The organism is Methanolinea sp. (genome assembly GCA_016699325.1).
GTDB lineage: Archaea > Halobacteriota > Methanomicrobia > Methanomicrobiales > Methanospirillaceae > UBA9949.
Map to the genome: position 1 here is coordinate 498025 of CP064971.1, position 26470 is coordinate 524494.

General features: G+C 62.3%; 27 protein-coding genes and 1 pseudogene. 14 read left to right on the top strand and 14 right to left on the bottom strand.

Annotated elements, in window-relative coordinates:
- Positions 1-45 precede the first annotated feature (45 nt).
- Together IPI71_02510 and IPI71_02515 are read right to left on the bottom strand one after the other, a co-directional pair.
- On the bottom strand, positions 46-1362 hold the full coding sequence (locus IPI71_02510) for a COG1361 S-layer family protein (protein ID QQR71404.1): 1317 nt from the start codon (positions 1360-1362) through the stop codon (positions 46-48).
- A 205-nt stretch (positions 1363-1567) separates the two neighbouring features.
- Positions 1568-1957 carry a thioredoxin family protein gene (locus IPI71_02515; GenBank protein QQR71405.1) on the bottom strand — a complete coding sequence of 130 codons (390 nt, stop codon included), beginning with the start codon at positions 1955-1957 and terminating at the stop codon, positions 1568-1570.
- A 392-nt stretch (positions 1958-2349) separates the two neighbouring features.
- Here IPI71_02515 and IPI71_02520 point away from each other — a divergent pair, with 392 nt between their 5' ends.
- Genes IPI71_02520 through IPI71_02535 form a run of 4 tightly spaced genes read left to right on the top strand, consistent with a single transcriptional unit; the run spans position 2350 to position 5498 of the window.
- Positions 2350-3075 (top strand): RimK-like ATPgrasp N-terminal domain-containing protein, encoded by a 726-nt coding sequence (locus tag IPI71_02520; protein ID QQR71406.1) that lies wholly within the window; start codon positions 2350-2352, stop codon positions 3073-3075.
- Positions 3072-3944 (top strand): RimK family alpha-L-glutamate ligase, encoded by an 873-nt coding sequence (locus IPI71_02525; protein ID QQR71407.1) that lies wholly within the window; start codon positions 3072-3074, stop codon positions 3942-3944. The genes IPI71_02520 and IPI71_02525 overlap by 4 nt, the downstream gene beginning before the upstream one ends.
- Before the next feature lie 10 nt (positions 3945-3954).
- On the top strand, positions 3955-4392 hold the full coding sequence (locus IPI71_02530) for a hypothetical protein (GenBank protein QQR71408.1): 438 nt from the start codon (positions 3955-3957) through the stop codon (positions 4390-4392).
- A complete protein-coding gene (locus IPI71_02535) occupies positions 4386-5498 on the top strand; it encodes a hypothetical protein (GenBank protein ID QQR71409.1) in 1113 nt (370 codons plus the stop codon). Before IPI71_02530 ends, IPI71_02535 begins: the two co-directional genes overlap by 7 nt.
- Positions 5499-5508: 10 nt before the next feature.
- Here the strand turns inward: IPI71_02535 and IPI71_02540 are convergent, their stop codons facing one another.
- The 3 genes from IPI71_02540 to IPI71_02550 form a co-directional block, all read right to left on the bottom strand.
- Positions 5509-6795 (bottom strand): amino acid permease, encoded by a 1287-nt coding sequence (locus IPI71_02540; GenBank protein ID QQR71410.1) that lies wholly within the window; start codon positions 6793-6795, stop codon positions 5509-5511.
- A 40-nt stretch (positions 6796-6835) separates the two neighbouring features.
- A complete protein-coding gene (locus IPI71_02545; GenBank protein ID QQR71411.1) occupies positions 6836-8512 on the bottom strand; it encodes a PAS domain S-box protein in 1677 nt (558 codons plus the stop codon).
- Positions 8513-8622: 110 nt separating this feature from the next.
- Positions 8623-9930: a DEAD/DEAH box helicase gene (locus IPI71_02550; GenBank protein ID QQR71412.1), complete on the bottom strand. Its 1308-nt coding sequence runs from the start codon at positions 9928-9930 to the stop codon at positions 8623-8625.
- Positions 9931-10498: 568 nt separating this feature from the next.
- Here IPI71_02550 and IPI71_02555 point away from each other — a divergent pair.
- The gene (locus IPI71_02555) at positions 10499-10693 is read left to right on the top strand and encodes a hypothetical protein (protein ID QQR71413.1); all 195 of its coding nucleotides are present in this window, start codon (positions 10499-10501) and stop codon (positions 10691-10693) included.
- On the top strand, positions 10690-11256 hold the full coding sequence (locus IPI71_02560; GenBank protein ID QQR71414.1) for a DUF2769 domain-containing protein: 567 nt from the start codon (positions 10690-10692) through the stop codon (positions 11254-11256). The genes IPI71_02555 and IPI71_02560 overlap by 4 nt, the downstream gene beginning before the upstream one ends.
- Before the next feature lie 81 nt (positions 11257-11337).
- Here IPI71_02560 and IPI71_02565 read toward each other — a convergent pair whose 3' ends face one another.
- The 5 genes from IPI71_02565 to thiD form a co-directional block, all read right to left on the bottom strand.
- Positions 11338-11784 carry a type IV pilin N-terminal domain-containing protein gene (locus IPI71_02565; GenBank protein ID QQR71415.1) on the bottom strand — a complete coding sequence of 149 codons (447 nt, stop codon included), beginning with the start codon at positions 11782-11784 and terminating at the stop codon, positions 11338-11340.
- Between the two features lie 350 nt (positions 11785-12134).
- Positions 12135-12560 carry a type IV pilin N-terminal domain-containing protein gene (locus IPI71_02570; GenBank protein QQR71416.1) on the bottom strand — a complete coding sequence of 142 codons (426 nt, stop codon included), beginning with the start codon at positions 12558-12560 and terminating at the stop codon, positions 12135-12137.
- 192 nt (positions 12561-12752) lie between these two features.
- A complete protein-coding gene (locus IPI71_02575) occupies positions 12753-13184 on the bottom strand; it encodes a hypothetical protein (protein QQR71417.1) in 432 nt (143 codons plus the stop codon).
- Positions 13181-13375, bottom strand: a complete 195-nt coding sequence (locus tag IPI71_02580) for a hypothetical protein (GenBank protein ID QQR71418.1) — start codon at positions 13373-13375, stop codon at positions 13181-13183. The genes IPI71_02575 and IPI71_02580 overlap by 4 nt, the downstream gene beginning before the upstream one ends.
- A 700-nt stretch (positions 13376-14075) precedes the next feature.
- The gene (gene thiD, locus IPI71_02585) at positions 14076-14870 is read right to left on the bottom strand and encodes a bifunctional hydroxymethylpyrimidine kinase/phosphomethylpyrimidine kinase (protein QQR71419.1); all 795 of its coding nucleotides are present in this window, start codon (positions 14868-14870) and stop codon (positions 14076-14078) included.
- Positions 14871-15005: 135 nt separating this feature from the next.
- Here thiD and IPI71_02590 point away from each other — a divergent pair, with 135 nt between their 5' ends.
- The 3 genes from IPI71_02590 to IPI71_02600 all read left to right on the top strand — a co-directional run bounded on the left by IPI71_02590 (position 15006) and on the right by IPI71_02600 (position 17479).
- The gene (locus IPI71_02590; GenBank protein ID QQR71420.1) at positions 15006-15590 is read left to right on the top strand and encodes a hypothetical protein; all 585 of its coding nucleotides are present in this window, start codon (positions 15006-15008) and stop codon (positions 15588-15590) included.
- A 113-nt stretch (positions 15591-15703) separates the two neighbouring features.
- Complete coding sequence (locus IPI71_02595) at positions 15704-16720, top strand: tetratricopeptide repeat protein (GenBank protein QQR71421.1); 1017 nt, start codon at positions 15704-15706, stop codon at positions 16718-16720.
- Positions 16721-17041: 321 nt separating this feature from the next.
- A complete protein-coding gene (locus tag IPI71_02600) occupies positions 17042-17479 on the top strand; it encodes a hypothetical protein (GenBank protein ID QQR71916.1) in 438 nt (145 codons plus the stop codon).
- A gap of 644 nt (positions 17480-18123) precedes the next feature.
- On the opposite strand, the gene IPI71_02605 is transcribed toward IPI71_02600, so the two are convergent.
- The 3 genes and pseudogenes from IPI71_02605 to IPI71_02615 form a co-directional block, all read right to left on the bottom strand.
- A complete protein-coding gene (locus tag IPI71_02605; protein QQR71422.1) occupies positions 18124-19557 on the bottom strand; it encodes a proline--tRNA ligase in 1434 nt (477 codons plus the stop codon).
- A gap of 10 nt (positions 19558-19567) precedes the next feature.
- Positions 19568-20128 (bottom strand): stage II sporulation protein M, encoded by a 561-nt coding sequence (locus IPI71_02610; protein QQR71423.1) that lies wholly within the window; start codon positions 20126-20128, stop codon positions 19568-19570.
- Positions 20121-20970: pseudogene (locus IPI71_02615) on the bottom strand (DUF63 family protein). Before IPI71_02615 ends, IPI71_02610 begins: the two are co-directional and overlap by 8 nt.
- Before the next feature lie 11 nt (positions 20971-20981).
- Here IPI71_02615 and IPI71_02620 point away from each other — a divergent pair.
- Positions 20982-22061, top strand: a complete 1080-nt coding sequence (locus IPI71_02620) for an NAD(P)-dependent glycerol-1-phosphate dehydrogenase (protein QQR71424.1) — start codon at positions 20982-20984, stop codon at positions 22059-22061.
- A 3-nt stretch (positions 22062-22064) separates the two neighbouring features.
- Positions 22065-22511 carry a UPF0179 family protein gene (locus IPI71_02625; GenBank protein ID QQR71425.1) on the top strand — a complete coding sequence of 149 codons (447 nt, stop codon included), beginning with the start codon at positions 22065-22067 and terminating at the stop codon, positions 22509-22511.
- 31 nt (positions 22512-22542) lie between these two features.
- Here the strand turns inward: IPI71_02625 and IPI71_02630 are convergent, their stop codons facing one another.
- Positions 22543-23427, bottom strand: a complete 885-nt coding sequence (locus IPI71_02630; GenBank protein ID QQR71426.1) for an ADP-ribosylglycohydrolase family protein — start codon at positions 23425-23427, stop codon at positions 22543-22545.
- Between the two features lie 54 nt (positions 23428-23481).
- On the opposite strand from IPI71_02630, the gene IPI71_02635 reads away from it, so the two are divergent.
- Genes IPI71_02635 through priS form a run of 3 tightly spaced genes read left to right on the top strand, consistent with a single transcriptional unit; the run spans position 23482 to position 26469 of the window.
- Complete coding sequence (locus tag IPI71_02635; GenBank protein QQR71427.1) at positions 23482-23739, top strand: UPF0058 family protein; 258 nt, start codon at positions 23482-23484, stop codon at positions 23737-23739.
- A 7-nt stretch (positions 23740-23746) separates the two neighbouring features.
- Positions 23747-25321: a tRNA uridine(34) 5-carboxymethylaminomethyl modification radical SAM/GNAT enzyme Elp3 gene (locus tag IPI71_02640; GenBank protein ID QQR71428.1), complete on the top strand. Its 1575-nt coding sequence runs from the start codon at positions 23747-23749 to the stop codon at positions 25319-25321.
- Positions 25318-26469: a DNA primase catalytic subunit PriS gene (gene priS, locus IPI71_02645; protein QQR71429.1), complete on the top strand. Its 1152-nt coding sequence runs from the start codon at positions 25318-25320 to the stop codon at positions 26467-26469. The genes IPI71_02640 and priS overlap by 4 nt, the downstream gene beginning before the upstream one ends.
- Position 26470 lies beyond the last annotated feature (1 nt).

Consider the following 26470-nt stretch of genomic DNA (forward strand, 5'->3'; position numbering starts at 1 on the left):
AGGGCCGTGCGGGCCCTGGACTACACGGCCCGGCGTAAACCGTCTCTATCCTTCCGGCCGGTTGATCCTGTTGGTGCGGTACACCTTCAGGTAGTAGACGATGCCGATTCCCAGCGCCGCGATAACGCTCAGGATGAGCGGGTTTGAAAAGATGCGGATGAGCCCGGTGCGTTCGCCGACCGTGACGGTTACGGTGAGGGGATCGGAGACCCGGTCCTGGTCAGTTTCATCGCGATACCGGACCTCGGCAGTAAGCCCGTACTCTTTCAGCGTTGCGGCCTTATCGACGCCGATTTCGAACCGGGCAGATGCCTGTTCACCGGGCGCAAGATCGCCAAGTTTCACGGTGTCGCGGTAGCCGGTGAAGGGCTCTACGGCACTGATACGGGCCTGTGCGCTGTAGACTGGTGCAGGGCCGGTGTTTTCGAAGGTGACGTCAACCGGTACCCTGGTGCCCCGGTATACAAGGGGGGAACCGGAGTGGACACCGAAGGTTATTTTTCCGGCAACCGGGATACCGGTGGTCTCTGGTCTCGATGTCAGGGATTCGCCCGACCGGCCGCGGTAGTCGACCTCCACGTACAGGGGATAGGATCCTGCCTCCGCGGTCTCATCGATCCTCACCTTGAACCGGCATTCATGCACGGTCCCGGGTGAGAAGGTGCCGATGTACACGGTCCCGGCCTCCGGGATAACCGGGCTCTCGCCGGCCCGGCGGATGCGGGCTACCGCCCCGGTCCCCTCGAGGGACCCGGTATTTTCGAGCCGGAGGGTGAGGACGCCTTCGCCCCCGGCGGTGAGGTTGCCGGTCTGCATGCCCGCGACCCCGACCCTCACCACGTCCTTGATCCGCACCGGGATGGGGACGAGTACCTCCTCTTTCGTGTAGCGGTAGATAACGCTCTCTCTCCCCACCTGTTCTTCTGATGAAAGCCAGGTGTAGGAGAGGGTGAGGGGGAGCTGGTATTCACCCCCCATGGCACCGGGCACCACGGTCAGCACGAAGGGGATGAGCACCCCTTCCCCGGAAGCCAGGTTTCCGACCATCTGGGGGCCGGTCTTCAGGACGAGGGGTGCATCTCCGGCAGCAAGCGTCGCCGTGATCCCGATGGCAGTGCTTGGCGGCGGGCCGGCGCTCCCCACGGAAGAGACGATCTTCTGCGGATCGGTTCCGCGGTTTTCAAGGTGGATGACCAGGGTGGTCGTGGTCCCGGGCGGGATCTCGTCCGGGCCTTCGACCACTCCCCTGAATTCCGGTGCGCCGGCAAGGTACTGGGGGGCGGCAGCCGCCAGGGTCCCGGCCAGCATCAGCACGATGATGAGAAAGCCCAGGCAGGGGGCAGCCCTCCATAGTGTTGTCATATTAATAACAACAAATTTGTTTGTCCCGGGTGAAAAAACTTACCGGGGAGGGGGATAGGGTATGACCTGGACGGGAACAGCAACCGCCCCGGGCCTCGGTGCGGGTCCCGGCAGGGGTCCCGGGAGGAACTCGTTTTTCCGGGGTGGTCACCGGGAACTGCCATTCCCCTGTTTACCACTCCGCGCCCAGGGATGGCCGGAAGACCTACCCGTACCCGCTTATATCGTAGTTGATCTCCGTCGATGCCCGCACGCACTCCGAACCGCTCTTCAGGGCTTCTTCAACCATGCGCTTCAGGAGCGCCGGGTATACTGCTCCAACCATTTCCTGGAACGGTTTGCCGTGGCAGAACATCTTGAAGGTCGGGGTGCTCTTCACCCCGAACCGTTCCGCCGTCCACTGGTTCGCGGTGATATCGATCCGCACGAACACAGCGGCCCCTGCAAATTCCTGCGCATGCTGACGAAAATACGGCTCCATGGTCCTGCAGTGCGGGCAGGTCGGGCTATAGAACATGGCGAGAACCGGGAGATCGGATTCCTCGACAGTCTTTCCCCAGGTGATATCGGTCAGTTCGAGTACGGTGCCTTCCATGACCCTTCAAAGGGAACTATGGAGAAACAGGGTGATATAAGCTCTTGCGCTGTTCGGCATTGCGGGGCTGTCACGGAGTCATGCACCGGGACCGGCGTTCCCGGGCCGGAGGGGGATGATCCCCGTGCCGCGGTCCCGGGGGAGGTGAGGTGGACCGGGGTCCATGCCTGGACAGGGGAGGGGCGGGCGACAGCCAGGTTTATATTCCTGATGGTGAACCATAGCTATGGCGAACATACACGGATAACCTGCAGCTGCAGCCTGTGGTCCCCCATGAATACCCCGAACTGTCCGGAAACAAGGGCTCTTTTACATGATTATCATCCGCTCTCCCAGTGGACTGATCCTGTTCTTCCCTGCCGCCACAACCCCCGGAGCGTGTTTTTCACCGGATGAACGATAGTCACGCAGAGGAATCTTCCCCCCCTGAAGAGCCCCCGGACCATCGCTGGCCGTCTCCCCATGAGACGGCAGGAGCGGGCCATCACCGCCGGCTCCGGAGCGGTTCGACCTACCTGGTGACCCGGGACGGCAGCCTGTTCGTGGTGAGCGAGCAGTACGGCTACAAGACCGAACCCTACTACCTCATCCTTTCCCGGGAACTTGCCGGGGAACGGGTGCATCCCGGCAGCCGGTCGGTGCTCGATGCCTCCATCGTCCCGGTCTGCCTTGACCAGGCCTCCCGGGCCGGGATACCTGTTGCCAGCTGCTTCATCTCCCAGTCCTTCGTGGAGGTGCCGGCCATCCTCTACGGTCTCAACTACTTCTCCTGCACGTCGGGGTATGCCGTGGTATGGGGCATGGAACGGGCAAAAGAGGTGATCCGGCACATCACCAACAGCGGCAAGTACCCGTTCTGCTACCAGCCCCTCGACAATGGTGACGAGGTGGTGACCGTCCATGCCATCTTTGGGCGCACCCATGGACATAATGAACAGCTCTCCCGGTTCGCGGCACTGCTGTTTGAGGAGTTCCACCTCCCCCTGGTCACCATGGTCCTGGTAAAGCGCGGTGACACTCACCTGCTCTCATCGCTGGCCCCGGCCCGGTACTCGGCGCTCTCGAAGCCGGAGAAATCCCTGCTGCGCATCTTCATGTCAGGCCAGGAGTTCCTATGAAGAGGCTTGGGATCTTCGTGGACCGGAGGACGCTTTCCAGCGCCGAGCAGCTCAATGCATTGATCCGCTGCCGGGACGTTGCCGAGGAGATGGGACACTCCGCCGAGTTCCTCTTCCCTGTCGACATCAGGAAGGTCCCGGCCATGGACGCGCTCTTCATCAGGGCCCGTACCGATCCCCTGAACGTGACCTACGTCGCATCCCGCATGGCCGAGGCAAACGGGATCCCGGTCATCGATGACCCGGACTCGATCAGGATCTGCTCGGACAAGGTCAACATGTACTCCCGGCTCATGCAGCACCGCGTGCCCATCCCACGGACCCTCTTTCTTTCCCGGCACGATCTAACCCTCCACCGGATCCGCGACATCTTCGGGGAGATCGGGTCCCCGCTCATCCTCAAGGAGCCGTCCACGTCGTTCTCGCTCCGGGTGGAGAAAGTCCACGACCCCGGGGAATTCCTGCAGGTCGCCAAGCGGTTCACCAGGCTGTCGGACTGGATCGTTGCCCAGCAGTTCGTGGAGAGCCGGTACGACTGGCGGGTGGGAGTGCTGGACGGGGAACTCCTCTATGTCTGCAAGTACACCATCCCGGACACCACTTTCAAGATCCAGGACTCGGTCAACGGCCACGTTGTCTACTGCGCCGTCGAGAGCATCCCGGCAGGGCAGGCCCCGTCCCAGGTCATTGCGACCGGCATCCAGGCAGCGCGGGCGGTCGGCACCGGCCTCTACGGGGTCGACCTGAAATCGAGCAACGGCGACTGCACGGTCATCGAGGTCAACGACAACCCCTCGCTCGAAGGCGGCGAGGACGAATGTTACCCCGAGGTTTACCATAAGATCATCTGCCATCTCCTGGAGCGGTGAGGGGGCGCCCATGGCCGGTCCGTGGTCCTTTATCGCCGGGGGCGCCCATGAGCGGTGCAGGGGACGGGAGGCCTTCATGCCGATCTCCCGTGGCCCGGTCAGCGGGACCACTGGTGCTGGGCACCCGCCCCGTTCCACCGGGTGCCGGGAGTGCTCCTGCCGTGCAGCGGGCAGGGTGGGCTTGGTGCCCGGCGCGGGACGCTGCCCGGCAGGCCCCTTTCCTTCCGGCGCGGTGGGCCGGGTGCCCGGGGCCTGGCCGGGGCGGGGGGAGCCCTTTTTCCTGTCCGGACCCGTCGGCGAGGAGCCGGAAGCCGGTGCCCTCCTGCCGGCCGTGGCCGGGGACGAGCTGGTGCGGGCCGTTCCGCCCGTTCCGGGCAGCGGGCACGGGGTCATCTTCCGGGTACCGGGGCCCGCCGGGGTCCTGCAGGGAGTTGGTCTCCGGTGCTGATCGGGACCGAGCACGAGTATTCGATCAACAGCCCGGGGCTCTTCCCCAGGCCGGAATCCGACCGGATCCTTGCCGAACTGCACGGCGGGCCTTCACCGGAGGCATCGTTCGGGTGCGTCCAGCTCGGGAAAGAGCTACAGAAGACGGTCATCGAAGTGGTCCCCCATCACCCGGCATCATCGGTCCGGGAGCTCGACGCGATGGTCTCGGGGGGGGTGGCGGCATTCTCCCGGAAATTCAGGGGACGGTACCGGCTCCTCGGGCTCGGGATGCACCCTTCGCTCCGCCTCCCTGAGACCGCGGTCTGGGACCAGGAGGAAGAGGACTACTACGCGGCGTATGACCGGATCTTTGGCCTCTCCCAGCACGGCTGGCTAAACATCCAGTCACTCCAGGTTAACCTGGAGTATGCAGGGGATGATTCCCTGGTCGCTCTCTTCAACTCCCTCCGGTCCCTCATCCCCTACCTGGTGGCCGTCAGCGCCGCCTCGCCGTTTGTGGAGGGGGCACCATCCGGGTCCATGGACAGCCGCCTTCTCTTTTACCGTGAGAACCAGCGCCAGGTCCCGCGTATCTGCAACGGGATCGTCCCGGACCTGCTCCATTCGCGGCAGGAGTACCTGGACTGGCTCGAAGGGATGTACAGGGAACTGCGCACGAAGGGAGGATCGGTGCTCTGCGAGGAGTGGGTGGCCTCCTACGGGGTTATCGTCAGGTTCTCCCGGCCCTGCGTCGAGCTCAAGGTCATGGACGAGCAGGAGTGCGTCGCCTCCGACATGGCCCTCTGCGCCTTCATCCGGGCCCTGCTGCGGGCCGATCTCCTGGGCCTTGAATCCGACCGCCGGGCCCTTCTCGAGATGACCGGGCAGGCCATTGCCAGGGGGACGGCCGGGCTTGAGCCCGAACTGCTCCGCCTCTTCCGCATGGCAGAGCGGCATGCCGCTCCCGGCGAACGCCCGTATCTCCCCTTCATCCGGGAGCGTATCGTCGGAGGGTCGCCGGCCGAGCTGCTCATGGACGACTGGCGGGACTCCCGCGACCTCCCGGCGATCATGGACAAAGCCGCCGTCTGCCTGTCCACCAACACCCCGTATCGTCCCGGGTAGTCCCGGCCCTTCACTTCCTCTTCCCGGCAAACAGGGCGACAATACAGCCGGTAATGGCCAGGACCGTCCCGATCCCGATCACCTCGGGGGTCAGCTGGACGAAGAGGAAGAGGCAGGAGGCGATGCCGAAGAACGGCAGCACCGGGAGGGGGCCGATCCTGCCCGGCACCCTGAACGGGCGGGCCCGCCCCGGGTCCCGGAGCCGGAGGATGATGACCGATGCGTTCACCACCAGGAAGGTGACGAACAGGGTGAAGTTCGAGACGTTGGCCACAAACTCGATATCTCCGGGGAAGAGGAATATACACGCCCCGATGCCGGCCACGATGACCGCCACCCACGGGGTCCGGCGCGTGGCGTGGACCCGGGCCAGGGGCCGGGGCAGGGTCCCTGACCGGGCCATGCCGTAGCTGATCCGGGATGAGGCAAGGAGCATGAGGAGCACGGTGTTTGCCGTGGCAAATAGGGCGATGACCGAGAGGAGCCGGGCCGCCCCCGGTCCCCAGGCTGCGACCGCCACTGCGGCGAACGGTGCATCGGAAGCGGCCAGGCCCTCCCACCCCACCACGCTCACCGCCGAGAAGCAGACCAGTACGTAGAGGACGGTGCACACCGCGAGCGCCACCATCAGCGCCCGGGGCACGGTCCGTTCCGGATCGGTGGTCTCCTCGGAGAACTTGACCATCTCCTCGAAGCCCATGTAGGCGAAGAAGACCAGCGCTGCGGCAGTGAAGACCCCGGAAATCCCGAGCGGCATCTCGAAGTAGTCGACCTTTCCCAGGTACGGGAGCCCGGCGATGATCACCAGGACGAGGCCGCACCCCTCGACCACGGTGAAGAGCCCGGCCAGCAGCGCACTCTCCCTGACGCCCACCACCAGGATCACGGAGAGGACGACGATCAGCCCGATTGCGGCAGGGAGGCGCGGTATGATGAGCAGTCCACCCAGGTAGCCGCCAAACCCGAGGGCCACGGTGGCCGCACCGACGATGCCTGAGAATATGATCAGCCAGCCGACCACGAAGGCCACGAACTCCCCCAGCGCGGCCGCCGTGTACTCGTACTCGGCCCCTGATTTCGGGAACATCGAGGAGAGCTCGGCATAGCTGAGCGCGGTAAAGAGGGCGACCACCGCGGAGATGGCAAACGAGAGCCAGACCGCGTTACCGGCCCCGGCTGCCGCTGTCCCGATCAGGGCATAGATCCCGGCCCCGAGGATGATGCCGATTCCCGAGAGGGTGACCTCGACAAACCCGAGCGACCGCGAGAGCCCGCCTGTCTCCATGAGAGATCCCATCTACTCCGCGGGCATTCAACTATTCGGCCGCCGGAGGGTTTCAGGCGATCTCCTGGACCATCCGCCCGTTCCGGAAGATGGAGATCTTCCCCCCGCTCTGGGAGACCACGATCCCGATGGCGCCGGTCACGAGCGTGATCCCCGCGATCGACGAATGCCGCGTCCCGAGCCCTTTCGGGACACCCACGGCGCTGGTGTCGATGGTGATGTAGCGGGCAGCGGCCTCGATCAGGCCGTCACCCCGGATCACGAAGGCGCCGTCCAGCTGGGCGAGCTCCTTGATGTTCTCCTTGAGGTCATGGTTGGTGACCATCCGGTCTGCGGTGTGGTGGCCGGCGAACGGGTTGAGGATCAGCTGGCGGGACTTGGCGAGCACGTTCTCGGTATCGCCGATGATGAACGCCGTGCCGACCTTCTTGCCTTCCCGGCCTTCCCGGGAGATCTCGAGGCAGATGGAGAAGACCGCGTCGAAGACCTCGTCGCTGATGTCGGTCCCGCCGATCACCCGCTCCTTCCACATGGCGGTGCTGATCCGCGGCCGTTCCCGGCTGGTGTGGTCGGTGATGTCGTGGCCGATGCAGACCACTTCGCTGACGTGCCCCCCGGCGTCCCGGATGGCCCTGGTGGTCCAGGCCACCCAGACCGGCGAGCCGTCCCGGGTCCGCATCCCGCTGATCCGGACCGCGACCCCTTCCCCGTTCAGGGCCGCGTCGCTTGCAAAACCGGTCGCCTCCCGGCCGCCGGCCTCGCCGGCGGGGATCAGGGTCCCGTGGATGTTCTTCCCGAGCAGTTCCTGCCTGGAGTAGCCAAAGAAGTTCTGGGCAAAGGTGTTGAAGAAGGTGATATTCCCTGCAAGGTCGATCTTCATGATCATGCTCGCGGCGTGCATCAGCAGCTCCCGGGTCCGGATATCGCTCTCCCTGACCGCCTCTTCCAGCCGTTTCTTCTCGGTGACGTCCTCGACGACCATCACCTGGCCCCGTGCAGGATCGCGGGTGTCGATGGCGTGGACCCTGAGCAGGCAGTGGACCGGGCTTCCGTCCTTCTTCTTGAGCATGGTCTCGGCCCGCCCCCAGCCGTCGGCATCGATGCTCAGGGTGAGTTCGCGGGAGGCCCGTTCAAACGATTCCCGGTCGGCGAAAAGGGCGGTCGCATTCTTCCCCACCAGCCCGCCCTCCTCGTACCCCAGCCCGGACGACATGCGGGTATTGGCCCACTCCATGGCGCCCCCCCGGATCAGGCAGATCCAGATGGGGGTGAGGGAGAGGAGGGACGAGAGGAGGTCGGTTCGCAGCACCTGCTCCCGCTCGAGTTTCTTCCGGAGCACGGCCTGGTAGACCAGGTCGCGGAGCTCGGTGAGGGGGGAGCGGGGCTCGAGTCCCTTCGAAAACACCACCTCGCCGGCGCTGTTCAGGTCCTTTAAGAGGACCCGGTCGCGGCCCAGACGGGTATAGAGTATGAACGGCGTGGTGTTCCCCTGGGCCCGGAGCTCCCTGAACAGCCCGATCCCGTTCATCTCGGGGAAGAACTCGATGCCGTCCACTTCCGGGAGCTGGTAGTAGGAGACGATGACGTCGTAGTTCCGGTCCCTGAGCACCTCGACGGCCTGCTTGGTGGATCCGACGGTATCCACGCGGACCTCCCCGCCCTTCTCGAGGAGCGATCGGGTGGCGTCGATGAGTTCGCTGTTGTCATGGACGAGCAGTATGTTGATCATCGGGTGCTCCGGGTTGTCACGGTACTGGTGGAGAGTCCAGGAATAAATAATTGTTGAATCCCAAAGCCAGATTGCTCAAATAATTACGGGTATTTTCCCACGGGGACCGGTCATTTATCCGGCTTTGGCCCGTCGCCGGACAGGAGCAGGAGCAGGGCCGAGGCGACCTCGAGCGAGGTGTACTCGTCCCCCATCATCTGCTGTACCCGGGCGGTGGCCGGGGCAAGGTCCTGCTCCTCGATCATCCTCCGCACCCGCCCGGTGAGGATCTCGGCTTTCCGGAGGGTGATCTCGTGGGCTGCCGGGACCGCCTGCTGGGCGATCCGGATCTTTGCGAACCGCTGGATGTCCCGGAGCTTCCACATCTCCCTGCCGGACACGAAGGTGAACGATGTGCCGGACTTGCCGGCCCGGCCGGTCCGCCCGATCCGGTGGATGTAGTACTCGGGGTCCTGGGGGACGTCGAAGTTGACGACGAGGTCGACATCGGGGACGTCGATCCCCCTGGCTGCCACGTCGGTGGCGACCAGGATGTCTATCCGGCCTTCGCGGAACTTTGCCATGACCCGTTCCCGCTGGGCCTGGTTCATGTCGCCGTGGAGTCCTTCGGCGAGGTATCCCCGGGCCTGGAGGTGGTTGACCACTTCGTCGACCCGCCGCTTGGTGTTGGCGAAGACCAGGGTAAGCTTAGGGTCGTGGAGGTCGAGGAGCCGGGAGAGGACATCGATCTTTCCCGATTCCCGGACCTCGAAGTAAGACTGCTCGATCTTCGGCACCGAGAGCCTGTCGTGCATGACCTGGACGGTCCGGGGGTCGTTCAGGTACCTGGCCGAGAGATCCCTGATCTCTTTTGACATGGTCGCCGAGAAGAGCACTGTCTGGCGCTGGCCGGGGATCTTTTTCAGGATGGCTTCGATGTCGTCCCGGAAGCCCATGTCGAGCATCTCGTCGGCTTCGTCGAGCACCACGGTCCGCACCGCGGACAGGTCGATGGACCGCCGGTCGAGGTGGTCGAGGAGCCGGCCGGGGGTGGCGATCACCACCTGCACCCCGGACCGGAGGGCGTGCAGCTGCCGCTCGATGGGCTGGCCGCCGTAGACCGGGAGGATGACGATTCCCTTCCGGTACTTCGCAAGCTTCCGGAGCTCTTCGGAGACCTGGATGGCGAGCTCCCTGGTGGGGCAGATTACCAGGGCCTGGGGTTTCTTCTCGCCAGGCTTCACTGCTTCGATGATGGGGATACCGTAGGCGGCGGTCTTCCCGGTCCCGGTGTGGGCCTGGCCGATGACGTCTTTTCCGTCCCGCAGCAGGGGGATGGCGAGGGACTGGATGGGGGTGGGTTCCTCGAAGCCCTGGTCGCCCACCGCCCGCTGGATATCCGTGGTGAGGCCGAGGTCGGCGAAGGAGAGGGTTCTCACGGCGGGACCTCCGGAGGAAGGGAAGGGTTGTCGAAAAACAGGGTAATTTTCATAAGTCGTGTATAGTGATCCTCGCTTGGGGAGCATAGTTCTTTGCAGGACGGCAAAAGGGCATAGCCTGGGCAGTTCCCGGGACTGGTGCCACCCGGGACCGGTTCCCCTCCGTGTTGTTTTGCCCGGTGATTCGGCCACGGGCAGGCGCCCGGTAAAGCCTGGCCGCCTCTCCGGCGACCTCTTCAGAGTAGAGAATCCGATAAGCGGTCCCGGCAACCCCCGGTCTCAATGACAGAGATGACCGGGTCATGGCCCCGATCGACAGGACGGTCCGGTTAGTGGCTGGCTCTCAGCGAGAAAAGCGGATAGGTCCCACGACCCTCCCGGTTTCCTGGCGCCAGTCCGGGGAGAGGGGATCCTGTGCGAGCGCCCTCTGTCCACCACGGGGGCCCAACCGCATCCTCCAGCGGAAGTTTCCCATCGATGGTGGCTGCCCGGTCCGCATCGCCGTCGTGTGCAACCCCAGAGCCTGCCCCTGTTGCCCGTACCGGGAAGCCCCGTATAAGCGCCGGGGGTGAACCCGGCGGCATATACCGTTCAGACACCGGGCTTCCCGGCATTTTCGCCGAGGGTCGGGGGCTTTCCCCTGGCAGATATCCTCGATCGCTTCCTCTGTCCCTGCCGGCGTCTCCCTGCCGGGCGGTTCCTGGTCGCAGGCGTCATCGATGAGACGGCTTACCGCCTCATCGCCAGGTCTCCCGGGGGATGAAGCCCGGGGGATGGAGCCCGGGGGATGGAGCCCGGGGGATGGAGCCCGGGGGCTCCCGGGGCGGAAACTTCATCGCCTGGCGGAGCCGGTTTGCCGTCTTGCGACATGGCGGTTGGTATAGCATCCTGCCGGAAGACTGCGATGACCGTTCCCTGGAGTATCCCGATCGTACCTCCCGCGGATGGTGCCCTGTCCTTTCCACCGCCACCGTAATGTTTGATATCCTCCCCCCGCCAACCAGAAGCACAGGGGATTTCACGATGGACACCTTTGAGGGGAAGATGAAGGAGCTCCTGCCGGTGAGGAAGGAGGAGCGGTGGAGTGCCTATGACCGGGCAAAGGGGGCCTGCATCTGCCCGTCCTGCCCGAGCTACTCGATTTGCGCCCAGGGAAACGGCGAAGTGCTCTTCTGCATCCTCGGTATGAGCTTCCGGTGCATCCGCGAGGACAGGGGATGCACCTGCCCGCAGTGCACCGTTTACCAGGAGCTCGGGCTTTCCGGGAAGGACTTCTGCATGAAGGGGAGCGAGAAGGACCAGCGGTGGGAGAAAGGGCTTGGGTAAACGTTATCGACATAAAAGTTATTCCGATACTTGTTTGTCGTTCCGAAAAAAAATCCCGGGCATATTGGTTCGGAGAAAGGGTTAGAAGTTCTTATCAAACAGCACCTGTCTGGATCCATCGGTGAAGGTTCCCCTGATGAGAAGACGTTTCCCAAGCGGCGAATCGCATCCCGTTGCAAGCACGTCTCCAACCTGTAGAGGATAACCTGAACCAGGATCAATGATATGTCCGTTGATATCGGTGACGAAGCGATACGTCATGGTGTCGTTCATGGCATATTCGAGGCTTATCAGGCGCTCAAGATCGGTCCCGCCATGAATGGTGATGAGCGCGGTGGGACTGGCATTGGAGAGCGAACCGGTGGCGACGGTCATTCCCACGACCTTTGATGTTATTGATGCTCCGACCATTCCAAATGCTACCGCGCTGACGAACGCAGCGAGGATGACGATGATGGCAACGAGAAGGGTGGTGCCGATGGTGACGGATACGGCCTCGTCGTTATAAAGGAAATATTTCCGATGCATTGATGTTCCCCCCAGATGTAAAAAGACACTATTGTTGTGTTCTAATAAATGTGCTGTAATGCCCGGTTAGGAATATGAAGTGGATCAAGATTTCCTTGATAACTGAGATAAACAGGCGTGACAGAACCCACCCGGTTCTATCTCATCTCCGTGCTCTGCGAAGTGTGGGCTGTGACGCTCGGAAAGCCAAACGGTAGAAATCATGGACGAATTGAGGAGAAGGAGAATCATTCGGAATGGTGGCATGATTACTTTCGATTACCCTTAAAAGTCCTAGTTCTGATGATTTAGCTTCTTATAAGAATCCTGCCTGGAAAATTTTATAACTAAAAAAAAAGGTTAGAACCTGATTAGACTCTCTGATCAAGAATAACCTGATCAGCTCCATCGGTAAATCTACCGATAACCACAACCGTATTCTCGGTGACTGGTTTCTGATTAGGGAACAGGAATTTTGTGCCAACAGCTGGTTGTGCTCCCGCTGTAGAGTTAGAGTAGAACGGAGTGGCTTGTGTGGAATTGTAAGATTCACCATTTATCGTGAGTACTAAATACGTAAGTTTGAGATGATCAGCTCCACCCTGATACGTCACCTCAACTGAGTTGGGACCAACATACTTAGCTGTTGCAGCTATACTCTTGGAACCCTGAACAGTTCCAGTCATACCAAACACAAAGGCCGCAATCACTGCCGCGAGGATCACGACAATAGCGACCATGAGAATAACGCCGATTACCGGCGATACTGCCTCTTCATCAGTTCTGATAGTCTTCATGAATTGATCCACCTTGATTGAATCAGTACTGCCCTTCTGTGAAGGCAAACAATGTATAAACCAGAACTCGCGCTCCTTCGTATATATAAATTTGCCCGGTGAATGTTCATGGAGTCCGAGAATATAAAAAAGAAAATGTAACTGGCAAAAAATGAAAGGAAATTAGGGAATGGAGCCCGGTCCGGCTCCATTTTACAGGACGGCCCAGTCCAGGGTCTGCTGGCCGGAGACCAGCCTCCCGTGGCCGGGGCGACAGGTTCTCCGGGGACCCTGCACCGGGCCCCCGCTCCCGGCACTCTCGATCCTGTCCGGCAGGACGAGGTACCAGTGCCAGTGCCGGCCAGGACCCCTGACGTGCAACTGCAGGGAGACACCCGGCGAAACGGGCATGGCCCGCAGGGCGGCGATCTCGTCCCGGCAGGTGACCGCTATATCGGCGACCCCGTACCCGGCATACCGGAGCCGGCGGACCTTGACCAGCGCCATCCGCCCGTGGTGGTAGGTGACGAAGTCAAACGGCATGACGGGCCGTTGCGCGTTCACCGCCATGACCAGGCACCCCAGGGCTGCAGCATACCGCTGCGCTTCATCGATGGCCACGTAGGGCGGGTGTCCCCGCGTCACCGGGCATCGCCCCGGTATTCCCGTGATGGCAGGGGATTTGGTTGGCAGGATACGACCCCCGCCACCCACGTGTGCCGGGTGGAAAGGGGCGTGTCCGGATCGCTGTTCTTCGTGCCGTGCTGGATGTCATCGGCGTGGCAGCCAACCGCTGCCATCGCCCGTTGTCGTTGTGCTGTGGTTTCCTGATCCATAGCCGTTTTCCTGCCACCGGTCCGCCCCGGGAAAGTGATCGGGAGCGTCCGCTCGCTACGATAAAGTCCGAGAAGGTCCGCTCGCCGGCAGCCGTTCCCGGCAGGCCGGGACCGTGTGGCAAATACACAGATGTCGTCATTGGATATATTCTTGGTGGCGGGGTCGCGATCCGGGGCATTTGCGGGCTCCATTCGGCAAACGGACGGATTCGGCGAACCCCAGGAATCATTTCACCATTTACCAGCACAGCCAGGAGACGATAACAGGCCGCCGGACCCACCATTATTCCGCAATTTCCATCGAAAAACCGACCTTCACGGATGCATTACAGGGGAGGTTCTCATTGAGGGTGATATGAAATACCTGCCCCCAGGGACCCCGGGTCCCGGGCCGGGTAAAGAGCAGGAATTATTGGCCTGGATATCGCGCCATTCATGAAATTAACCGTTATAAGGGACTTTACCGGGCCGGTGAACAGCTTTCCCCTGCGGGAAGGTGGCAACCGGTACTTTTCAGGGGAAAAAAGCCTTTATTGAGCCCCGATTGGGGTGCCAGATACCATCCCGGGAGGGGTAAACCCGGACCGGAAACAGGGGTTTTTCCTCTACCCTGCCCACGACGGCAGGATCGCGGACTTTCCACGGACCAGCCTGATCGAAGATCCGGGGCAGGAGATGCATGCCCCCAGAATACCTTGCATTACCCTTTCCCACTCCTTCCCCGGGGGGGATTCACGCTGTACCTCCCCGATTTGCTCACCACCGCTTCCCTGATCGCTGCAGCAATGAACGCCTTGCCCTCCCGGAACGCCTCCGGGACCGTGCACCCAAGCGCCAAATACGCGGTTATTGCCGCCGAGAAGCAGCACCCTGAACCATGGACATCGTGGGGATACCGGGCGCCGGAGAGCACCAGCTCCGGGCCCGGCCCGACCAGGAGATCTACCACCTCCGCCCCTTCGAGATGGCCGCCCTTGACGAGCACGTATTCCGGCCCAAGCTCCATGATCGCCAGCGCCGCCTCCCGCATCTCATCGATGGTGGAGATCTCCATCCCGGACAGCACCACCGCTTCAGGGATGTTCGGGGTCACCACTGTCGCCCTGGGAAGCAGTGTGCCGATCAGTTCATCCCCTGCGCCCTCGTCAAGCAGCCTCGCACCGCTCGTGGCCACCATGACCGGGTCCACCACCAGCGGACAGCGGGGCGGGAGCACCCGGTCTACGGTCCGGATGATTGCCGCCGACCCGAGCATGCCAGTCTTGAAGGCCCGGATATCGAAGTCGGCCATGACCGCTTCCAGCTGGGCGGCGACCATCGCCTCCGGCACCATGCAGACCCGGTACACGTCCTGCGTGTTCTGGGCGGTCAGCGCGGTGATCACCGTCGTCCCCCAGACCCCGATGGCGGAAAAGGTCTTCAGGTCGGCCTGGATACCGGCACCGCCGCCCGAGTCCGACCCGGCGATGGTGCAGGCCGCGGGATTGCTCTGCATACCTGCAGACAGTGTGGAGCACCCGAAGGAATAATCTTCCCTCTGCCCTGGATACCGGTATCAAGGGCTGGGCTGTTGCGCCGGACCCAGCGATAGAGCGCAACGTATTTCATATAGCGCAGTGATCCGCTCTGTATGTGGGGGAAGATCATTGTCCTACTCGGGGTCCTTGGACTGCTCCTGTGCTGTTCCGGCTGCTCGGATACCCTCAGGCAGGCCGGGCTTGGCCAGGGCCGGGGACCAGGGGCAACATCACCACCGGCTCCCGCCCCAAAATACGGAATTGGGGATATCGTCATCGTGAACCCGATCGACAGGATCGGCGAGGTGGTCCAGTCCTACGATCCCGCCCAAACAAAATATTCGACGAGAACGGTTATCATGGGCGACTTCGGGCAGGTCTCGTTCTACGAAGGGGGCGGGTCTCATACGTTCGGGCTCGATGACTTCGAGACCCGGTACCCGTACAAATGGGGAAATGTCGATAACCCCTTCAACCTCCCTTTGCTGAAACGGGAATACAGCCCGGAATATGGGGTCGGAGAGGTCGCAACGAAAGAAACATCCCCCCACCAGGGCATCATGATCCTGTCTTACGACTACCCCCGGGACACCTACACCTACAAATACGTCTACCGGCAGGGGTCGGCCTGGATCCCACACGACGATATCACCTATACCGGTGCCAGGACGGATATTGAAAAACGATACAGGGATTAAGATCTGCGACGACCCCCCCGCATTTTCAGGATGGGAGGTGTGCAACGCAGGCAGTTTGGCAAATAAGTCAGAAAAGAGAGGATTTATCACCATCATCCGATCATTTCTTTGTAATGGAACGTGCCGTGGCCGCTGGGGGGCCACCGGGGACAGGGGATCAGTACTGCGGGACAAGCCCCGGCCGGTACCAGTACCTGATGCGCGAGGGTAAGGCCGGGGCATTCTGCGCCGAGGGCGTGCGCCTCTCCCGAAAGGGGCTGCATCACGAGGCATTGTTCTGGTTCGGGCAGGCGCTGCGGAAAGACCGCACCAGCATCCAGGCCCTGCTCGGAAAAGGGTTCGCCCTCGGCAAGCTGGGTAGGTACGACGAGGAGATCCGGATCTGCGACCGCGTGCTCGAGCTCGACCCGCGATCGGTCGATGCATGGCTGCAGAAAGGGTTTGCGTTCGGCAAACAGGGAAGGTTCGAGGACCGGATCGCCTGCTGCGACCAGGCTCTGGAGATCGATCCGAACTGCGCAGAGGCCTGGAACCTGAAAGGGCATGCGCTCGGGAAACTCGGGAAGTGGGACGCCGAGCTTGAGTGCTGCACCAATGCCACCATCCTCCGCCCCAGGTACATCGGCGCCTGGGTGAACCGGGGATACGCCCTGGTGCAGCTGAAGCGCTACCCGGAAGCCATCAGCTCCTTCAACCACGCCCTCCGTATCTACCCCGATTACTGCACGGCATGGATCAACATGGGGATCGCCCATGCCCTTTCCGGCCAGCACGAACGGGCCGTGGCCTGCCTTGAACGAGCAGAGTCGCTCTGCACGGTGGGCAGCCGGATCCTTTACTGGAAAGGGCTCTCCCTGAGCAAGCGGGGGATGTACCGGGAAGCCATCGAATGCCTCTCCCGGGTCATCGCTGAGGACCCCAACCATGCCGATGCCTGGGTGATCATGAGCAACTGCCACTTCATGCTCGGCAACCTGGACGAATCGGGAAGGTGCTTCATGGTCGCCTACGGCATCGACAAAAACGACATCAGGGAGCTCGTCTCCCGGGGGATAACCACCATGCGCCAGGGGAACCGGCGGGAAGCGCTGGAATGCCTCTCGGGCGTCTTTGGTATCCTCCTGCGCTGACCGGCCGGGCCCGGGCCGGACACGACCAAAAAAACCTTATATTACCTTTATTTTCGCGATTTTATCCGGTAATTCCGCCTGCTTCAGAATAAAGTTTTATGGTATGCTGGTACAAACAGAAGAAACAGCCTGACAATGGATGATGGTCACGGCAGGGGAAGGAGCAGCACGGGCCTGCCCGTGCACATCGGCCTGCCGTGCCGCACCCAGGCGTGCGGTGAATAGCACGGTACCGTAATGCGGACCACTCACTACAGCACGCGGGAATACCCTGCTCCTTTTCAAACCGAGCAGCACGAACAAAACCCCGAAATACCATCCATGACATCGCGAATACACATACATACGACCTGCCCTGGTTGCCGCGAGGAAGTCTATTTCGACGAGCTCGTCAAGGGGTGCTGCCCCCTCTGCGGAAGCGAGGTGGGAGATTTCAGCGAACCGGAGAACGAGCTCGAAGACTTCTTCGACCGCTCCGACCTCACCTGGCTGGTCTTCCATTACTTCCTCTTCAAGCGCTTCCTGGAGCTCGGGGCAAGCCCCCTCCAGGTCATGCAGCTTGCCAACGAATGCGGCACATCCCAGGAGAAGCCTGAAACCCGGTTCATGCTCGAAGTGCCCATGACACGGCTAGACCGGGTCCGGCCCAAGCGCTGCGCCGGGTGCGGGAAGATCTATATCGCCGGCGGGAAAAAAGTCGTCTCCGGGGACCTCTCCACCCCGAGGTCCCGGTTCCTGTTCTTCTGCCCCGGGTGCTGAGGCAGGAAACTATCGTAAATTTTTTTGGGTTTTTCTCGCGTGGCACGAGGTCGCTCCCCCCTGAGCTCCCGCGTATGCAATGGAAACATGGGAGAAGGGATGTATCATCACCGGTACATCGCATGACAGCAGGAAAAATGCCATTACGAGATCAAATGACCCTTCAACCAGTGATGGACCCTGAAAAGTCCGTGATCTCGTAACGTTGATGGCCCGGTTCTCCGTGAAAGGGAGTCGCCGGCAGGATAAACATTCCAGGAAACCCAGGCGAACAACTCCGGCCGGGCATCCTGCCGGTGACCTTGCACAGCTCCCGCAAAAACATGCAGGGTAAAAAAAAGGAGAACGATATACAGGTTCCTTACCCGGAAAGCAGGCGGCAATTACTCTGCACATTCACAGGGTCTTCCCGGGTGAGAAGCCACCGTTGCAAACCCGCGGGAGAAGCCGAAAGCCGGGATGGTCAATCGCTCTCCTCCGTTAAAGGACTCGCTGAAGACGTTCTGCCGGTAGAAGATCCTCATTCCTCTGCGACATGCATTGCAGTATGAACCGCTTTCTTGGGGAAAAAAAAAAGCATGCGGCTTCTTCATCTCGTGGGGAGGTCGTATACCTTTTTTTCGAGTGGGAAAACCAGGAGTGGTTCAATACGACCGGCCCACCAGCGCCCCGTCCCCTTCCTTTCCGCAGGCGGCACAGGGACCCCTGCACTCCGGGATGAACTCCGAGCGTATGTCGGTCCCAAGCACGCTCGCATTCACGCTCTCCTCGATGAAATCGGCGCACACCCGCTTCCCGCACCACGGGACCACCGCCACGCCCTGCTCGACCGCTGCCGACAGCTCCTCGATGCTCGATACCAACCGGATATGCGTCCTCACGTGCTCCTTCGCCCTGTCGGTAAGCGTGGATGCAAACCCGGCCAGGGCAGAGCATACCCCCTCCTCGAGCCCGGCACGGGAGACGGTACTCTTATTGCCGAGCCGGGTCACCACCGTCACCTGCCCGGCATCGATGTCCCGTGGGCCGACCTCGAGCCGGAGGGGGACCCCCCGCATCTCCCAGTAGTAGTACTTCGCGCCGGGACGAAGGTCCCGGGCATCGACCTTTGCCCTGATGCCCCCCGCGGTAAGACGCTGCCCGACCTCCTCCGCAGCTGCCAGCACCTCGTCCTTCCGTTTCCCGATGGTGATCGGGACCACCACCACCTGGACCGGAGCCACCGACGGCGGCAGCACCAGCCCCCGGTCATCGCCGTGCATGCTGATCAGGGCGGCGATGCACCGCTCGGAGATCCCGTAACAGGTCTGGTGGGCGAACTGCTGCTCCCCGTCAACATCCTCGTAGGTGATGGAGAAGGTCTTCGAGAAATGGTCCCCGAGGTGGTGAACGGTCCCGATCTGGAGGGTCCGGCCGTCAGGCATGATGGTGTCCACGGCGATGGTGTAATCGGCGCCCGGGAACTTGTCCCAGTCGGGCCGCTTCGAGATGATCACCGGGATCGCTAGGATATCGTAGAAGGCCCGGTAGAGCCGGATGGCCTCTGCGACCTGGCACTCGGCGTCATCCCACGTGGCATGGACCGTATGGGCTTCCTTGAAGGAGGTGATCTCCCGGAGCCTGATCAGGGGGCGGGTATGCTTGGTCTCGTACCGGAACGAGTTCACGACCTGGTAGAGCCTGAGCGGGAGGTCGGCATGGGACCGGACCCAGAGGTGGTACATTGGGTATATGGCGCACTCGCTGGTGGGCCGCAGAGCAAGTTTCACGTCGAGGGGGGATGCACCGCCGTGGGTGACCCAGTAAACCTCGTCCTCGAAGCCCTTGATGTGCTCCGATTCCTTGGCCAGCTCGGTCTCCGGGATGAGCAGGGGAAAGAGCGCCTCCTGGTGGTCGACATCGAGCAGCGCCCGGAGTTCCCCGTACACGTTCCGGCGGAGTGCAAACCCGAACGGGAACCAGACATACAGGCCCTTGACCGGGTACCGGACGTCCATGACCCCGGCACGCCACAGGAGCTCGTTGTACCATGCGCTGAAATCCTCCTTTCCGGGAAGGGCACCCTGCTCATCGTCCATGAAAGAAACCTCAAGCTACCAAACGTAGGATTTCCGGCGTAATAAAGACCTCTGTGAACGCGGCGACGGCGACGAGGGGGACGACCACGAAGAGGAAGGTCTTTCCCATCGCCACCGATGACGCCGCCGCATCCCCGACCCCCCTCCATTCCTGCCAGAGGTCCCGGGCCAGGAGAAACCCGAGCGTCCCCGAGATCACGAACGCCGAAATCTCGAAGACCCCGTGGGGGACCAGGGCCGCCGCGATGCAGAGCAGCCCCTGCTGCTGCCGCACGAGCTCGGCCACCGCCCCGATCACCACCCCGTTGGCCAGGATGATGAATGCCGTAAGCAGCCCCAGGGATGCCCCTCCGAGGAACATGAACGTGCATGCCTGGAGGTTGTTTACGAACAGCTTCAAGGCCAGCACGGACGGTGCGCTGTCGAGAATCTCGCCGACGATGGCTTCGCGGAACAGCCCGAGCAGCTGCTCACCGGCACCGGGGTCCCCGGACGATACCATGACCCCTGCCGCACACGAAGCAAGGAAGATGAAGATGGTGACCATCGCATACCGGGAGAACTCAGACATACAGCACCATCCTGACCATGTCCCTGACACCGGGGGCGAGCCCCACGGTGATCATGGCGAGGAGGATGAGGTGCCAGAGCGCCTCAGGACTCTCCCCACGGTAGCGCTGGAGGATCCAGATCCCGGGGAAGAGGACGGCCAGCTTGAGCGGGAACATGACGAATGCCGTCCCGGAGAGCTCGATCAGGTTCGATCCCACCACGTGCACTTCCTGGTAGGAGACGGGGTGGAGTTCGATCCCGTAGCTCGTGGCGCTGGCATCGAGCATCTGGCCGGAGATCAGGGCGAGGTACACAGGATCAACGACGTACTTCCAGCGCAGGAGGTAGCGCATCGCGGCATACACAGCCACGGTAGCGACAAGGGTCATTCCCATGATGGCAGCAAAGACCCGGGCGGATATGATGCCGTTTCCCATGCCAAACCAGGCCAGGAGACCCCCCACGGCGATACATGCGGCGATCCCGGTGCCGGAATACAGCGGCACGTAGTCTCCCACGATACCCGCTTTCTGCAGCTGGGCGCTTGCAACCAGGGCGCAGACCGTGAAGAAGAAGAGGACAAAATAGATCAGGGGGGTCACCAGCAGGAACTGCCAGGCCGAAGTAAGCATCCCGGTGTCCTGGACCACCCGTGAGAGCCCCCCGAGGCACAACGAAGGGCAGGGTCGCCACCACGAATGTCCCATCGACCCGGACGATCTTCGAGGCGCTCAGCCAGCGGTATATGAGGTAGATCGCCACGATAAGGACCAGAGCATAGGTGAGGGTATCGACAATATTGTACGGCTGGCCGTACCTGATGGGATCAATGTAATATTTGTAGATGAATTCCCTAATCATTCCTGATCCTAATGAGTGCAGACGATATTAAAGTACTCAAGCAGAAAAGCTCGGAGCGCTCCCGGTGGATGCAGCTCCCCCGCGACGTGGTGATCGGGCACGACGCACTCACCCACGTCCCCGGCGTCTGCTCGGACCTGCGGCTCGGCCGGTCTGCGCTCGTGGTCACAGGCACCCATACCCGCGACCTTGCCGCGGAGAGGGTCATCTCCCTCCTCTCGAAGGAGTTCGAGATCCACACCTTTGTTTCGGACACCATCAGCATGGAGGTGATCCGGGAGGCCGAAGAGGCGGCCCGGGGCCTGGACTTCCTTATCGGCGTGGGAGGCGGACGGGTCATCGACACCGCAAAGATCGCCTCCTTTAACCTCGACCGCCAGTTCATCAGCGTCCCGACCGCAGCCTCCCACGACGGCATCGCTTCGGCCCGCGCCTCGGTGCCCATGGAAGGGGGGAGCGCCTCGCTCCAAGCCCATCCCCCCATCGCCATCATCGCCGACACCGCGGTCATCGCCCGCGCCCCCCACCGGCTGCTGGCCGCAGGCTGTGCCGACATCATGTCCAACTATACCGCCTGCCTCGACTGGGAACTTGCCCACCGGCTCCGCGGGGAACCGATCTCCGAGTATGCCATCGCCCTCTCCCGGATGACCTCCGAACTCCTGATGAAGAACGCCCGGAGCATCAGGCCCTGCCATGAGGAGAGCGCCCGGTTCGTGATCAAGGCGCTGGTCTCGTCCGGGGTTGCCATGAGCATTGCCGGGTCATCGCGCCCGGGGTCCGGGGGGGAACACAAGTTCGGGCATGCACTGGAACGACTTGCCCCGGGCAGGGCGCTCCATGGCGAGGCCTGCGGCATCGGGACCATCATCACCATGTACCTCCACGGGGGGAACTGGCGGGAGATCCGCCAGGCGCTCCGGCAGATCGGCGCCCCGGTCACACCGGGAGAGATGGGTATCCCGGATGCGACCGCTGCCAGGGCACTGCTCGCGGCAAAGGAGATCCGGCCGGAACGGTTCACCATCCTCGATATGGGCCTCTCCCTCGAGTCCGCGGAACACCTGATCCAAATGCTGTATGAGGAATGATCGATGGCAGAAATAAAACCGAAAGTGACGCTGATCGGAAAGGAGCTGGCCAAGAACGGGCTCGAGTTCATCTATGAAGGGACGATTGGGGAATGCGGGTCCTGCAAGCTTTCCAAGGCCTGCAACAACCTGAAGAAAGGGCGGAGGTACCGGATCGTCGCCGTCCGCAAGACCGAGCACAGCTGCCCGGTGCACCTCAACGGTGCGCTGTCAGTCGAGGTCGTGGAGTCCCCGATCCCGGTGCTCATCAGCGCCGACATGGCCATCAGGAACACGAAGATCCAGTTCGAGTTCTCATGCTCCCGGGAGGACTGCATAAACTTCGACCTCTGCCACCCCGAGGGACTGGTCGAGGGGGAGAAGTATATCGTGCAGGACGTGATCGGGAACGTCCCGGAAACCTGTGAGAGAGGGCGGAACCTGCACCTCGTCGAGTTGATGCCGGTCTGAAAACGGCGGTCACGCTGTGCCGGGAGCCTCCTCATTCGCGTGACGCTGCCCAGAGCCGGTAAGCCGTCGAGGTGACCAGGGGAAGTTCCCGGAGGGACGCCAGCCACCGGGACGGGATGGCGGAGATCCCGGATGCGGCACCGGCCATCGCCCCGGAGATGGCACCGACCGTATCAGCATCACCACCGAGGTTCACCGCTGCCACCAGCACCCCTTCAAAACTCCTGCCCCCCATGAAGACGGCCAGGGCTGCATGGGTGGCAAGGAGGCAGTCGAGTCCGGGGACCGGTTCATGCCGCCGGAAATCACCCAGCATGGCGGCCACTTCCTCGTCCCGGCACCGGGAGAGGGCCCGCCCGTAGGCCCGTTCCCGGGAGGCCCCCCGGCACAGGTCGCTGACCATGCGGTTCACGAACGCCGAGCATGCACCGGCAACGGGGTCGTCATGGGTGAGCCGTGAACAAGCCTCGCTGCAGGCCTCGACCATAGGCCCTGCATAGAAGATCCCGATCGGCGGGCCCCGCATCACGCTGCCGTTGCTCCGGGACGACCCGCTCGCCAGGTGGGCGGACCGGGCGGCAAGGGCCGGGTCCCACCCGCCCAGGACCAGTTCAAAGACCCTGCTGGAGGTGGGCCCGTAAACACCGGGGTGCAGTTCGTACCTTGCGATTAACCTCCTCATCACGTCGTATGGACAGAACCCGTGGCAGGTGGCGAGGGACTCGGCAAGGGCGAGGGCCTGGGCTGTATCATCGGTACAGGAACCCGGTTCCAGGTCCCTTTTCAAAGAATACTTCATTTCCGTGACTTTCTGGGGCGGCGGAGGGAAGCTTTCAAGGGGCGCACCCAATGCGTCCCCAATTGCCAGTCCCGTGAGCGACCCTGCTGCATGCGAAAAGATGGATATAAAGATCACCCAAAATGAATATCTTGTTTCTCTGAAAAAAGATGACGTGAAGAAGGTGATAGTGTGCAAAAAGAAGAGCTCCTCCATCTCCACATGCTGATGATCCACATTAAAAGATACTCTGAAAACATCACCAACCATGAAATCCCTACCAAGCATTACGATTCTCTTGAAATCTCCCCTGTGCACATCCACAAAAACAAGAAATGCCACAAGGAAGCTATCCTTGCCCTCGGCGACGAGATAGTCTCCCACCTCCATTCCCAAAACCACCCCATGCGCGTCGAGATGGTCCCGGAGAAGGCCGTCGTCGAACATTAACCCTTTTATGGCCGGTCCGGACGTTCACCGGGAGATCATCGATCAACTCCTTTCCCGGGACATACCCCCTTCCGATGTCACGCGGGTCAAGGTCGAAGTCTGCGGGAAGCACGGGCTGCCCACCATCCCCCGGAACTCCGACCTGCTTGCCGCCGCCCTCCCCGGCGAGCGTGACCGTCTTCGGACCGTTCTCCTCGTCAAGCCCACCCGCACCCTCTCCGGTGTGGCACCGGTCGCGGTCATGACCTCCCCTTTTCCCTGCCCCCATGGGAAGTGCCTCCCCTGCCCCGGAGGTCCCGACCACCCGTTCCAGTCGCCGCAGTCCTACACCGGCGAAGAACCTGCAGCCCTCCGGGCCCGGCTGCACGGCTACGATCCCTACCGGCAGGTGCAGTCCCGCCTCGAACAGTTCGAGCAGCTGGGCCACCACGTGGACAAGGTTGAACTGATCGTCATGGGGGGGACCATTACCGCCCGCCCGCCGGAATACCAGGAATGGTTTGTCGCCTCCTGTGTGAAAGCGATGAACGAATACCGGGGCCACCCTGCCCCGGAAGGTGCCGGCCCTGCCACCCTGTTCCGGGGAAACGAGTACGCGGCAGTCCGGTGCGTGGCAACCACGTTCGAGACGAGGCCTGACTGGTGCGGGACAGGGGAGATCAGCCGCATGCTCTCCCTAGGTGTGACAAAGGTTGAACTCGGGGTCCAGCACATCGACGATGCCATCCTTGCCTTCAACCGGCGGGGGTGCACTACAGAGGATACCGTGACCGCCAACCGCCTCCTGCGGGATGCCGGCCTGAAAGTCGGGTTCCACGTCATGCCCAACCTTCCCGGGAGCACTCCCGGGCAGGACTGCCGGCTCTTTGAAGAGCTCTTCAGGAACCCTTCCTTTCGCCCCGATTTCCTCAAGATCTACCCGACCCTCGTGACCCCGGGGTCCGAGATCGAGCAGCTCTGGGAGGAAGGGCGGTACAGCCCATACGACGAGGATACCCTGATCGATCTCATCGCATACGGGAAATCGCTCCTCCCCGACTATGTCCGCCTCCAGCGCATCCAGCGTGACATCCCGGCCAAACTCATCGTCGCCGGTTCCCGGCACAGCAACTTCCGCCAGCTCTGCCAGCAGCGCCTCTCATCGTGGAATAAGCGCTGCCGCTGCATTCGCTGCCGTGAAGCAGGCCGGTTTCCGGCCGGCGGACCTGCCGAGCTTCGCTGGGATGGCTACGACTGTGCCGGGGGGCGGGAGCACTTCATCTCCGCGGTATCCGGCGATGCCCTTGTCGGGTTTGCCCGCCTCCGTACCGGAGGTCTCCGGTGGCGGGATGAAGTCCGGGAAGCCGCCCTCCTCCGCGAACTCCATGTCTACGGCAGCATCGTGCCGCTGGGCATGGCGCCTCTCCCCGATCAGCGGCAGCACCGCAGGACAGGCAGAGAGCTCCTTGGGCTTGCCGAAGATATTGCCGCCGGGGCAGGGTACCGGGAGGTGGCGGTCATGAGCGGCATCGGGGTGCGGCCCTACTACCGCAGGCAGGGCTATGAACGCAGGGGGCCCTATATGATCAAGGACCTGGGATGAAGCCGGCGACCCTCGAATTCGTGAAGCAGCGGTTCTCGGACTATTACCGGGCCGGCATACTCACCCCACCCCCTTCGGCCGGGCAGCGGGAATGGGCATTTGTCTTCTTCGATCCCGATTACCCCGACATCCGGATGCGGCGTCACATCGGGTTTACCGGGAACAACGAGCTGCTCGAGTACATACGGAACATGGCCCCGGCACACCTCTACTACTCGGTCGCCTACTACCGCATGCCACATGCCCCAACCATGCCGGAGAAGGGGTGGCTCGGCGCCGATATAGTCTTTGATCTCGATGCCGACCACATCGTGCGGGGGCCCTATGACATGATGCTCTCCCGGGTCAAGGAAGAGACCACCAAGCTGATCGCCATGCTCACCGGGGAACTCGGGTTTGCGGAGCGGGAGATCGACCTCGTCTTCTCAGGGGGGCGGGGCTACCATGTCCACATCAGGGAGATCGCAGTGCGGGGGTGGGGGAGCGCCGAGCGCCGGGAGCTGATCGACTACCTCTGCGGGATCGGGATCGATCCCGGGACCATCCTCTTCCTGCCTTCACCTTCACCCCGCGGATGGCACCAGCGATATATAGCAGCACTGACCGAGTACCTGCTGGTGCTGGAGGGGATGGACCAGAAAGAGGCTCTCGCCGATCTCCTGACGCTTGAAGGGGTGGGGAAGGTGACCGCGGAAGAGTTCCTGAAGCGGGCCGGTGACCTCCGGGCAGCGCTCGCGGCCAGCCCCCCTGCCGTGAACCTGAAGGATGCAACCATCGGCAGGGTGGTCCGGGCGCTCGCCGGCCAGAGAGAGGGGAAGTTCATCTCCCTTCTCCGGGAAAAGGCAGCCCTTGCCGATGAACCGGTCACCACCGACGTGAAGCGGCTCATCCGGATGCCCACCTCGCTCCACGGGGGGAGCGGGTTCCGGGTCACCCCCCTTTCCATACGCGAGCTCGATGACTTTGACCCGCTCACGGACGCGGTGGTGTTCGGCACCCGGGATGTCAGGGTGGACTCCCAAATCGAGCTCTCGATGCCTCTCCTTGGCAACCGGTACCGGGTCGCGAAAGGAGAATCGGTCGTGCCCGAAGCCCTCGCCGTATTCCTCTGCTGCCGGGGCCTGGCCGAGATCGCCGGGAGGGCCTGAA